This is a genomic window from Caulifigura coniformis, assembly GCF_007745175.1.
In the GTDB taxonomy this organism is placed as follows: Bacteria; Planctomycetota; Planctomycetia; order Planctomycetales; family Planctomycetaceae; genus Caulifigura; species Caulifigura coniformis.
In genome coordinates, this window is record NZ_CP036271.1 from 3611863 (window position 1) to 3623959 (window position 12097).

Consider the following 12097-nt stretch of genomic DNA (forward strand, 5'->3'; position numbering starts at 1 on the left):
GCCCTGTCCGGCGCTTACTTCGTCAGCGACAGTGAGCGAAGGAGCCGTTTGGCGATCCCCTCGCGCTCTCCACGCAGCTTCGCGTCGAGTGACCGCATCTGCGCGGCCAGCAGTTCCTGGGCCGCGGCTCGCTCCTCGGGATCGTCGCTGTGCATCAGGTCCGTCAGGCTCGGTTCGAGTTCCTCGACAGGCTCCGGCGCAGCGGCGGCAGCCGGCGCGGGCTCGGTAGCGACATCCGGGGCCGCCATTTCCGCAGCAGGTGGAGCAGGGAGGGCGGTCCGGTTCGTCGTGGCGACTTCCAGCATCTCCCGGAACGACTGCTGCATCTGCGACACGGTCCGTTCGTGCAGCGCGGCGAACTCCTTGAACAACTCAAGCACGAGGTGCTCGTTGACCACCTGCGGCCCGGGAGCTGCAGCCGGAGCGTCCGCCATGGGCATCGTCGGCACGACGTTGACCAGCGACGGAGTGCGCGCCGCCGAAGGCGTATGCACGTTCCCTTCATCGAAGATCGGGGCCTGAACCACCGACTCGGCAACCTTGGGACGCTGGATTTCGATCTGGAACCGCCCCAGTCGGATCCTCGACCCAACTTTCAGCGGTCCGAACGGAACGGGACGGTCGTCCAGGTTCGTGCCCGCCTGCGAATTCAGGTCCACGATCCACCAGCGGGTGAAGCCCCGGATGATCGCGGCGTGCTGAGGAGTGACCGTCGCATGTTCGAGGCGAATCCGGCACGGTTTCGCCGAGCCGATCAGCGTGGCCGGAGTGTCGAGTGTCCAGGGATCGATCGGCTTCGACTGGTTCACGAAGGCGAGTGCGATCGGGGGATTGCCGCGATGGGCCAGTGAGTCGGTGGGGAGGTCGTGGAAATCCGACCGCGCGTCATTCGAAACTCGAAGTGTGTACGGGCCCAGCTCGATCGTCTCGCCCGGACTCAGCAGCGCCGCTCGCACGGCACGCCCGTTCTGCCGGATGCCCGTGCGGCTTCCCAGATCGACCACCATGAACTGTCCGGCTACCGCCTGCAGATAGGCGTGATGACGCCCGATCTCTGCGCCGGCGAGTCGCACGCCGCACTCTTCATCACGGCCGAGAAAAGTGAACGCCGCGTCGACGTGGACCGTATGAACTTCAGGTCGTCCCTGGACCGAAATCTGGACTTCGAATCCTTCGGGAACGCCACAGTCTTCCAGAAACTGCTGCTGCATCGTGCCTGCTGTGCGAGCAATGGAGGACGGAATCTCCGCCTGCGCCGGTTCGACAACCTCGTTGCCAATGGGCGACTCATTCATCAGCAGCATGCGCCGGCGGCGCGGCCGAGAAAGAGGCGGCATTCAGTTCTCCTGTGCTGGCTTCCGACGAGTGATGGCCGTTCCATCACAGGTGCAGAAACCATTCCGTCAACGACTTCCCTGTGTGTCGTAGACCGCCTGATTGTCACGGCCAATCCGGACCCCGGTCAATGACCCGAAGTTCATAAGCCGGCATTAGACGGATTTCCGGTTTGAATGCGGTCCGGATTCCCGCTATCAACAGTCGGAACCAGGCGACGCATCCGCGCCCTCTGGCTGGCCACGTCCGAGTGACAACAACGTTTTTACGGGTTGTGCCGGTCCGCGGCAAGCTTCACCTTCTCGTCGATGATCGCGTCTCGTTGGAATGCGGGATGCTGTAAGGAGTTCCGTTTCGCACCCCGCGAAAGGACCTCATTCAGGAACCGCAGTTCGGCATGTCCGGTTCGACTTCCTCTCTATTCGCGGCGTTGGCTCGCCTGGCGTTGATCGTCACTCTGGTCGCCGCGCCGTGGCCGTTTGGTGGCTATCCCCTCCAGTGGCAGCCCCCGATCTTTGCAGGCATTCTGGCCTCCCTCGTCTGCTGGTGGGTCTCGGTGATGACGCGTCCCGCGTCTCACCAGGACGGCGGGACCATCCTCGTCGACAGTCTCCTTCCCCCTCTCTTGCTGATCGTTCTCGCGGCGTTTCAGCTGATTCCATTTGCGAACGTCCCCGATGTCCCTCCCCATGCGGTCCTCGCACAGGCCGCCAACGCGGAGATCGAGGAAATCGCGATCCCCGCTCCCATGCCCATCAGCGTCGCACCGGCGATGACCCGCGTGACGGCCGCCCGGCTGCTCTTCGGGCTCTGCGCGGCGTTTCTCGGCATCCAGCTCTTCCGGGATGCCGGGACACGCATGTGGCTCTACGTCCCCATTGCCTTGAATGCCGCGGCCATCGCGGTCTTTGGAGTCTGGCAGAAGGCGCATTGGGAAGAATGGCAGGGGATGCTCTTCGGGTCCGTCCCGATCCAGATTTCCGCCCATCCGTTCGGGCCGTACGTGAATCGCAATAATGGGGCGGGCATGCTCAATATTGGTGCAGCCGCCGCTGCAGCATGGGCGTTTCTGGCGGCTGCCCCGAAGATGGGGCGGTCATTTCGCCGGACCGACGACTCCTTCCACGCGACGCGAACCAGCACCGGTGGGTCGGAAGGCCGCTCGAACGTCATTCTCCCGGTGATCGTCCTGGTGGCGATCTGTGCCGGAGTCGCGGCGTCCCTCTCGCGTGGCGCCCTGGTGGGACTCGGCGCTGCCGTCATTGCGGCCATGTTGATCCTGCTCAAGTCGCGTCGATCGCGGCTCGTGGTCTCCGTGATCTTTGTCGTCCTCCCGCTCATCGCCGTTGCGGTCGGGACGTTCGGTGTCGGGAAGGAAATCCGCAAGCGGTTTGCCGTTCTCAATTCCTATACCTATCAGGACGAGCGGCTGAAGCACTGGTCGGAAACCATGGGGGCCGTTCAGGATGCTCCCTGGCTCGGGCAGGGAATGGGCGCCTATCGCTACATCAATCGTCCGTACCAGCAGGCCGACACGAATCGCTGGTTTGTGAATGCGGACAATCAGTTCTTCGAACTCCTGGTCGAGAACGGCATCGTCGGCCTCGTGCTCGTCCTGGCCACGATCGGATTGCTGCTCATCGACATCCGGCGACTTCTGGAAAGCCGGGCGCCCTGGGAGCAGCGCGATGCCGCCATCCTGGGAGGAGTCCTCGTTGCCTCGCAGGCCGCGCAGGGCCTCGCTGACTTCGGCATCACGCTCCCTGCCAACCTGTTGACCGCAGCCACGCTCGCAGGCGTCACGGCGGGAACCGCCGCCCGGTCGCTTCCCTTCAGCCTCGTGCCGAACCTCGGCTCCCCAATGGTCTTTCGCGCCCGAACCGCCATTCCGATTGGACTCGTCCTGCTGGCCGCCGGCGGACTCGCCTGGCGCGAAGTCGCGGTCGCCTCCGCGGCATCTGTCGCAACCGATTCGATCGGTCCGCTCGACACGCCCGACGCCGCGTCCGCGGAGACCCTCGACCTCCTTGTCAGCGGTGTTCAGGCGACAGCCGAAATGCGTCCTGACGATGCCGAACTGCAACGGACGCTCGGAAACCTGTTGACATTCCGGTTCAGGACGAGCCTCCTCGCCGCCCTCAAGGCCGATCCTGTTTCCGCGTCGCGGCCCGAAGAAGAACTCTGGGCCCGCACCTCGCTCGAATCCCTCTTCTCTCAGGCCGCCACGCTCGAAGACGAAGCCTCGCAGGACCAGTTCCGCCAGGCCCTGTTCCGGGCCGACGAGACCGAATCGCTCACAGCGGCGAAGTCCGCCTATGAATCGGCCCTCGCCGGCTGCCGCTGGGTCTCGATCGCCGCACAGCGCAACGCCATGACGCAGACCATTGTCGACCAGGATCGCAATTCAGCCCGCAGAAGCATCGCGCTTGCAGCCGTCGGTTCTCCCTCCGATGGCTCGCGCCTCACCCTCCTGGGAGCCATGGCCCGCGAACTCGGAGCCGATGACCTGGCGCTGGCCGTCTGGAAGCAGGCGACTGCAGTTTCGTCAAAGCAGCTCCCGCTCATCATGGCGGCCGGCGGCGAATGGCTGGCACAGCCCGGGCGGCTGGAAAAGGTCCTCCCTCGCGACATTGAGATGCTGCTCTTTTACGCTGAGTCGCCCGATGGCACGGCCGTTGCTCGTCCAATCGCGAACCATGTTGAAGTTCTGTTGAAGGACGCCGGAGACGGCACTGCCGTCGCCGGCCAGATGGGACGGATTCTCCGGATTCGCGGAGAGGATGCAGCAGCACTACAGCAGTTTGAGATCGCAATTCGCGAGAATCCCCTCGCATGGGTATGGCGCGTTCGGGCGGCCGAGACCAAATTCGCCCTGGGGCGTCGGAAGGAAGCCATTCAGGATCTGGAACAGGCCGTGGATGACTTCCCTCGCCAATCGGCAATTCAACAAAAATTGACGAACTTGCAGCGGCAAGCGGTCCCGGACAGTCGTTAGGATGTCCCGCGATGTCCCCCCGGGTATCTGGTGGGATTGTTGTTCGGGCCTTTGAACAAGATTCATGACGACGCCTCGTCCCTCGGTTCGCGGGATGGGCGGCTCACTTTCGAGTTTTGTAAATCACAATGCCCTTAGCTGCTGCCCCGATCGATGCCCCGTATGTCATTGCCGGGCTCGCCTTCGTGCTCGCGGTGGTGTTCACGCCCATTGTCCGCCGGATCGCCTTCGCGACCGGACTGGTCGATGCCCCGGATGGACACCGCAAGCTCCATGGCCGAACCGTTGCCCTCGGCGGCGGACTCGCGGTCCTCTTGTCGATGGGCCTCTCGCTCGTCATCTGCGGACTCGTCGGATCGCGCTGGATCAACATCGGCAACGCCGATCGTTCCTTCCTGACAGCGATCGCCGGGGCCTCTGTCTTCCTCGTGATCGTCGGCCTGCTCGATGACAAGTTCGAGATCCGCGGCCGGCAGAAGTTCCTCGCCCAGATCGCGGCGGTCTTCTGCGTCTCTGTGCTCGGCGGACTCCGGATCGACCGCATCGAACTCTTCGGCTTTCAGATCGAAATGGGTGTCGCGGCCGTTCCGTTCACCATGTTCTGGCTGCTGGGCGCCATCAATGCCCTGAACCTGATCGACGGCGTCGACGGACTCGCGACCACGATCGGAGTCGTCTTCAGCGTCGCCCTCTCCATCCTCGCGACGATGAACAACTTCCCCGTCGACGGGGTCTGTGCGCTCGCGATGGCCGGCAGCCTCGCCGGCTTCCTGATTTACAATCTCCCCCCCGCAAAGATCTTCCTCGGCGATGCCGGAAGCATGCTGATCGGGCTCGTCCTCGGCGTCCTCGCGATCCGTTGCTCCCTGAAGGGCCCCGCCACCGTCGCCCTCGCCGCACCGACCGCCATCTGGGCCGTCCTCATCTTCGACGTCGGCATGGCGATCCTCCGGCGGAAGCTGACCGGACGCAGCCTTTACACCACTGACCGCGGCCACCTCCACCACGTCCTCCAGAAGCATGGCTTCAGCGGCCTGGGAATCGTCTTCCTCGTCGGCCTGCTGTGCGTTGTCTGCTGTGCGGGCGCCCTCGTCAGCGTCTACAGCAAGAACGAAGTCATCGCCCTGGTGACCGTCGCGGTCGTCCTCGGAACGCTTGTCGCGACTCGCTACTTCGGCCACTCCGAATGTCGTCTGCTGGCTCAGAAGGTCCTGGGGCTGACTGCCTCCTTCGTCCGCCTGCCGTATCGCGCCAAACGGGCGCCGCAGCCGTTGAAGTCGCGGTTCCACGGCAAACGAGAATGGGACCTGCTCTGGGAGGCCCTCCTCGAGATGGCCGAGAAGTTCGACTTGTCCAGCGTCCGCCTGAATGTGAGCGCACCCTCTATTGGCGAGGAGTACCACGCCACCTGGGAGCGGAAGCATCCGCCGCATGCCTCGCGGGTCTGGACCTCCGAAGTCCCGCTGATCGCAGGCCCCATCAGCGTGGGACGCCTCTTTGTCGCCGGCGCCGCCACGGAAGAATCAGGCTTCGGGTATCTCAACGAGTTCCTCGAGGCCCTCCGCCCCTTCGAAGTCCAGCTGCACGACCTGCTTCAGGTCGAGTACGTCGCCTCGCAGAAGAGCTCCGGCGACATCTCCGCGATCAGCTCGAACGAAATGTCGGCCGTCTAAGTGGCCTCGGCCTTCTCCGGTCACAAGGGCGTACTCCGGTCACAAGCTCCCGTCCGCACCTGTTGGACGCCCGCGCGGACGCGCTCCGGCGGATCGAACTTAGGAACTTCGCGGCCCTCCGTTCAACCCGCCATCGCTCCACCCTGGCCAAGGTTCTGCATGTTGTGGTGGAACAGTGCCAGCAGCGACGTCGCAGCCGCGTCATAGGCCGCCGGATCTGCCCATGAGGCGCGCGGCCGCAGAACTTCCTCAGGTACGCCCGTGCACTTCGTGACCATCGCCAGGTCAAACACCGGCTCCACTTCCGTCGGAGCTTTGCGCAGCTCCCCCGAGTAGATCGCGTCCATGATGGCCCGCGTGTAAGCGAGCCTGATCCGGCTGCCAACGCCCGGAGGTCCCCCGATCCAGCCTGTGTTCACCAGCCACACCTGCGCATCGTGTTGCTTCAGTTTCTGCGTCAGCAGTTCGGCGTACTTGTGCGGATGCCACACCAGGAACGGGCCGCCGAAGCAGGGCGAGAAGGTCGCTTCCGGACGCGAAACGCCCACTTCCGTTCCCGCCACCTTCGCCGTGTACCCGCTGAGAAAGTGATACTCCGCCTGCTCCGGAGTCAGCCGGCTGACGGGCGGCAGCACCCCGAACGCATCGCACGTGAGGAACACCACGTCGCGCGGATGCCCCGCGACGCACGGAACCTTCGCGTTGTCGATGAACTCGATCGGATACGCGCCCCGCGTGTTCTCCGTGATCGTCGTGTCCCCGAAGTCGACATGGTGATCGGCCTCGTCATAAACGACGTTCTCCAGCACCGCCCCGAACCGCAGCGCGTCGAAAATCTGCGGCTCCGCCTCCCGGGTCAGATAGACCGCTTTCGCGTAACACCCGCCTTCGACGTTGAACACGCCGTCGTCCGTCCAGCAATGTTCGTCGTCGCCGATCAAAAGGCGCTTGGGATCGGCCGACAGCGTCGTCTTGCCCGTCCCCGACAGACCGAACAGCAGGGCCGATGATCCCGTCTCCCGGTCGGCCGTCGCCGAGCAGTGCATCGACAGGATCTCCGCCCCCGGCATCGCGTAGTTCATGTACGTGAACACCGCCTTCTTCATTTCTCCGGCATACTCGGTCCCCAGGATGACCACCTGCTTGCGCTCGAGGCTCAGGTCGACGCTCGTCCGCGACGTCATCCCCGTCGTGTAACGGTTGGCGGGAAAGCGACCCGCGTTGTAGATGACGAGATCTGGCTCGCCGAACGTCTCCAGCTGCGCCGCCGTCGGACGGATCAGCATGTTCTGCATGAATAACGCGTGGTACGGCCGCGCGCAGATCACGCGGATCTTGATCTGGTAACGCGGGTCCCACCCCGCGTACCCGTCAACGCAGTAGAGACGCTCGCACGTGTTGAGATAGTCGATGGCCCGCTCACGATTGATCATGAACGTCGGCTCATCGAGCGGAAAATTCACCGGCCCCCACCACACGTGATCGGCCGACGGCGCCTTCTTGACCACCCGCTTGTCCTTCGGCGACCGCCCCGTCTTCTCTCCGGAATACGCGATCAGCGCGCCCCGGTCGGAGATCGTCGTCCCCGGCTCATGTCGGATCGCTTCTTCGTACAGCCGCGAAGGGGGCAGATTCCGGTGACAGGCTTTGACCGTAATCTTGTGCGAATGCAGGTCGATCAGCGACACGGCGGCGTCCTTGGCTGCCCCGGGACGTCGCGACGCGGCGAATCACTGGGGATCAAAAGGAAAGAGGCCGGTTATTCGACCGGCCTCTTCCAGATCAGGCAACCGCAATGCCGCGATTTTCTCACACCCGCCCGATGCCGAGCTTCTTCTCCACCGCCTCGCGAAGCGTCTCCCGCACCAGCTCCACCGGAATCCGGTCGTAAACTCCCGCGAAGAACCCCTCGACAATCATGTGCATCGCTTCATATTCGCTCAGGCCACGGCACATGCAGTAGAACAGCTGTTCGCGGTCCACGCGGCCCGCCGTCGCCCCGTGCGTGCACCGCACGTCGTCCGCCTCGATTTCCAGGCCAGGAATCGAATCGGCCCGGGCGTCGGCGCTCATCAGCAGCGCGTCGTTCCGCTGGTAACCGTCCGTCTTCTGGGCGTCTTTCTCGACCTTGATCATCCCCCGCCAGATCACGCGGGCCGTGTCGCGAAGGACGTCCTTGTACAACAGGTCCGATTGCGTGTTCGGAGCGTTGTGTGACTGCTCGGTGTAGAACGACAGAAGTTGTTTCTCGGTGGCGAAAATGACGCCGTTCACCTGGGCATGGGCGCCCTGGCCGTCGAGATGAACATGCTGGTGAACGTGCGACATCCGCGAGCCGAGCCCGGCCACCGTCCACTGCAGCATCCCGTCTTTGCCGACACGGCCAACCTGGTGGGCGAAGTGACGCGTGCGCGTGTTCCAGTTCTGCAGCTGCACGTAACGCAGCCGGGCGCCTGCACCGACCAGCAGTTCGACTGCCCCGACGTGCATGCCGTCGGTGTTCTCTTCCGTCGAGGCCGTCTCTTCCAGCAGCGTCGCCGACGCTCCGTCTTCCAGGATCACGAGCGTGTGCGTGAATTCCGCGCCGTTCGCAGTGTTCTGGTTGATCAGGCTGTACAGCGGAACCTTGATCTCAACATTCCGTGGGACGTACAGCACCGTTCCACCGGTCCAGTACGCCGCATGCCAGGCGGAAAACCGGTCCTGGTCGGCCTTCACCCCCGTCGTCATGAAATGCGGCTCGAGCTTCTCGCGGTGGGTCACCAGCAGCTCGGCAAGGTCGCCGAACAGCACCCCTTTCGCCGCGAGCGCCGGATCCAGCGTCGACTGCGTGCACCGTCCATCGACATGCACGATCGCCCCGCCGAATTCCGCACGGTCCTGCATCAGCGTCGCCACGGCCGCAGGCTTCGCCGCGTCCCCCTTCACCGGCGGCAGGTACTGATCCGGCTTGAACGTCCGCAGATCGACCCGCTTGTATTCCTCGGGATTGAGCGGCGTCTGAAGCAACTCGCGATAGGTCTCGAACGCCGCGCGGCGCTTGTCACTGAGGAACGCCGGCTCGTTGCGGCCGGAGACCCAGCGGTCAAAGGCCTCCGCCGAATAGGGTGAATTGGACGATTTGGCGGTCACAGCGGACGACATGGGAGACTCGAAAAACGCGATGCAATGGCTGATTGTTGGCACTTCGGACTGAAATGCCAACAACGCGAACGAAAGCCGGCCTCGACAGGCCGGTTAAGCCTTCTTGGAACTCACCCGCCACGCCCACGTCACGTGGTGCGGCGTACTGCAGTTGGGGCAGGGGGGCAGGATCGCTCCTTCGGTCAGCTGGAACAAGTGCCCGCACTCGACGCACTCGTATGTTCCCGCAGGCGCCGGAGCTTCCTGCTTCTTCGCCGCCGCTTTCGCCGGCGGAGCAGGGGCCTTCTCGGGCTTGAGCAGCGGAAACGCAATCACATCCCGGATGCTCCGCGTGTTCGTCAGCAGCATCACCAGTCGGTCGATGCCGATCCCCAGCCCCCCCGCAGGCGGCATCCCCACCTTCAGGGCCTTGATGAAATCGACGTCCATCTTGGCCATCGATTCTTCCGCGTCCTGCCCCGCCAGTTGTGTCGTGAACAGTTCTTCCTGCAGCCGCGGATCGTTCAGCTCCGTATACGCGTTCGCCAGCTCCATCCCGTGGATGTACAGCTCGAACCGCTCGGCCACGCGCGGCTCGCTGGCCTTCCGCTTCGTCAGCGGGCAGATCGACGCCGGATAGTCGATCAGGAACACCGGCCCGACCAGTTTGTCTTCGCAGATCGCCTCGAACACCTCGCTGATCAGCACGTCATCATGCTTGCCCGTCGGATCGATCCCGATCTTCTGCGCCGCCGCGACGACCGCCGACTGGTCGCGCATGTCGCAGCCCACGTGCTCGCGGAATGCGTCCTCGTACCGGATGCGCTGCCACGGCGGCGTGAGGTCGATCGTCGTGTCACCCCACGGGAAGACCAGCCGGCCGTCAACTTCGGCCGCCGCGATCACCCCTTCCGCGGCAGGCTTCGCGTTCGCGATCACCACCCTCGCCGCGTTCACGACGATCGCCTCCGTGAGGTCCATCATCGTTTCGTAGTTGCCGAACGCCTGGTACGCCTCCAGCATCGTGAACTCGGGATTGTGCGTCGCGTCGATTCCCTCGTTGCGGAACACGCGGCTCATTTCATACACGCGCTCGATCCCACCCACCATCAGCCGCTTCAGGTGCAGCTCGAGGGCGATCCGCAGGAACAGCGGAATGTCGAGGGCGTTGTGATGCGTAATGAACGGCCGCGCCGCGGCGCCGCCAGCGATCGCATGCAGAACCGGCGTGTCGATCTCGTGGAAGCTTCGCTCCCGCAGCGTGTCGCGGATCGATTGCACGATCCGGCTGCGAAGCAGCAGCCGATCGACCACCCCTTCTGTGTAAATCAGGTCGACTTCACGGTGCCGGAGCAGCAGCTCGATGTCCTTCGCCCCGTGAAACTTCTCCGGCGGCTGCGCCAGCGACTTCGTCAGGACGCAGATCGACTCGACGAAGATCGTCACTTCCCCCGAGTTCGTCAGCCGCAGCTTCCCGTCGACACCGACGATGTCCCCCAGGTCGAGGGCCCGGATCAGTTCCCACTGCGGCTCGCTGAGATCCGCCTTCGACATCATCAGCTGGATGCGGCCGGTCGTGTCCTGAATGTGGACGAACTGCAGCTTCCCCGTCTTCGGCCAGCGAATGATGCGCCCCGCCACGCGGACCATCTCGCCAATCACGCCGACTTCCGTGGGGGCCTTCGCGCGCGCTTCGCCGATCGGCAGGTGGTTGTCGAAACGCTGGCCGTAAGGATCGTGGCCGAGTTCGACAATGCGGTTCAGTTTTTCAAGGCGGGCCGCTTCGAGGCGGTCGACGCCGGCGGGGGCAGTCATGGGCGCAGAAAATAGGTCGCAATCGGATTTCGGAAGCGCGCCAGTCTGTGGGTTGCGGCACGGGATCGCAACCGACCGGCCGTCCGTTCAAAGTTCTCTCGCCATCAGGACTTCTGCTCGGGCCGCTTTCCCGCTTTTGGTGAAGCGCCTACTTTCTGTCGCCTGCCGACGACTTCCAGAGTTGTGGATCGACAAACAACCTTGCCATGCGGATTCCGACATTACTGACTCTGGCCGGGTTCGCGGCCCTGCTGACCGTGGAAACCCCGGCCATCGCCCAGGCGCCCGACGTCCCGAAGCCGACTCTCGCCAACGTCCCGTATGGAACGCATTCGCGCCAGGTGCTCGACTTTTACCGGGCCCCGCACGAATCGAGCACCCCGGTCCTCTTCTTCGTGCACGGCGGAGGCTGGATGTCCGGCGACAAGGCCAATCCCGACTTCCTCGCAAAATGCCTCGACCGCGGAATCTCCGTCGTCTCGATCAACTATCGCCTCATCCCCGATGCAATCGCGGCGAAGGTCGATCCGCCGGTCAAAGCCTGCCTCGAAGACGCCGCCCGGGCCCTGCAGTTCGTCCGCAGCAAATCGGCCGAGTGGAAGATCGACAAACAACGCATCGCCGGCTGCGGAGGATCGGCCGGTGGTTTCACTGCCTTGTGGCTCGCCTTCCACGACGAAATGGCTAACCCGAAGAGCGCCGACCCGGTCGCCCGCGAATCGACCCGATTGAGTGGTGTGCTCGCATTCGTCCCGCAGACGACGCTTGACCCGAAGCTCATGTCATCGTGGATTCCCAACAACGACTACGGCCACCATGCCTTCGCCCTCGGAAGCATGAAGGAGTTCCACGAGAAACGGGATTCACTGCTGCCGCAGATCCGGGAATTCTCCCCCTTCGATCTGGCGAGTTCCGATGACCCGCCTGTCCTTTTGTTCTACGACAACGCTCCCAATCTGGGCGTTGACTACAAAGACCCGCCGCATTCGGCCAACTTCGGCGCAGGGTTGGGCCAGAAGCTCGAAGCCGTCGGCATCGAGCACGAGCTCAACTACAACAACGACTACGGCCGCATGAAATGGCCCGATCTCTTCGGCTTCCTCGCCGAAAAGCTCAAAGCCGCTCCCCCCAGGTAGGGCCTCATCCAATCTCACGG

At 63.9% G+C, this 12097-nt stretch carries 7 protein-coding genes; 3 read left to right on the forward strand and 4 right to left on the reverse strand.

Features of this window, described 5'->3' with window-relative positions:
* Positions 1–14: 14 nt before the first annotated feature.
* Positions 15–1337, reverse strand: coding sequence for an FHA domain-containing protein (locus Pan44_RS14600; protein ID WP_145030760.1), 1323 nt, complete (start codon positions 1335–1337; stop codon positions 15–17).
* A gap of 395 nt (positions 1338–1732) precedes the next feature.
* Between Pan44_RS14600 and Pan44_RS14605 the strand changes: the two genes are divergently transcribed.
* Both Pan44_RS14605 and Pan44_RS14610 read left to right on the forward strand, forming a co-directional pair.
* Positions 1733–4330 (forward strand): O-antigen ligase family protein, encoded by a 2598-nt coding sequence (locus Pan44_RS14605; RefSeq protein WP_145030761.1) that lies wholly within the window; start codon positions 1733–1735, stop codon positions 4328–4330.
* A 128-nt stretch (positions 4331–4458) separates the two neighbouring features.
* Positions 4459–6003 (forward strand): MraY family glycosyltransferase, encoded by a 1545-nt coding sequence (locus tag Pan44_RS14610; protein ID WP_145030762.1) that lies wholly within the window; start codon positions 4459–4461, stop codon positions 6001–6003.
* Between the two features lie 122 nt (positions 6004–6125).
* Here the strand turns inward: Pan44_RS14610 and pckA are convergent, their stop codons facing one another.
* From pckA to lysS, 3 genes are all read right to left on the reverse strand, one after another.
* Entirely contained in the window at positions 6126–7691 is a 1566-nt protein-coding gene (pckA, locus tag Pan44_RS14615) for a phosphoenolpyruvate carboxykinase (ATP) (protein ID WP_145030763.1), read from the reverse strand.
* Between the two features lie 121 nt (positions 7692–7812).
* Complete coding sequence (sufD, locus tag Pan44_RS14620; RefSeq protein ID WP_145030764.1) at positions 7813–9147, reverse strand: Fe-S cluster assembly protein SufD; 1335 nt, start codon at positions 9145–9147, stop codon at positions 7813–7815.
* A 93-nt stretch (positions 9148–9240) separates the two neighbouring features.
* Entirely contained in the window at positions 9241–10941 is a 1701-nt protein-coding gene (gene lysS / locus Pan44_RS14625; RefSeq protein ID WP_145030765.1) for a lysine--tRNA ligase, read from the reverse strand.
* A gap of 206 nt (positions 10942–11147) precedes the next feature.
* Between lysS and Pan44_RS14630 the strand changes: the two genes are divergently transcribed.
* Positions 11148–12077, forward strand: coding sequence for an alpha/beta hydrolase (locus Pan44_RS14630; RefSeq protein WP_145030766.1), 930 nt, complete (start codon positions 11148–11150; stop codon positions 12075–12077).
* Positions 12078–12097: the final 20 nt, after the last annotated feature.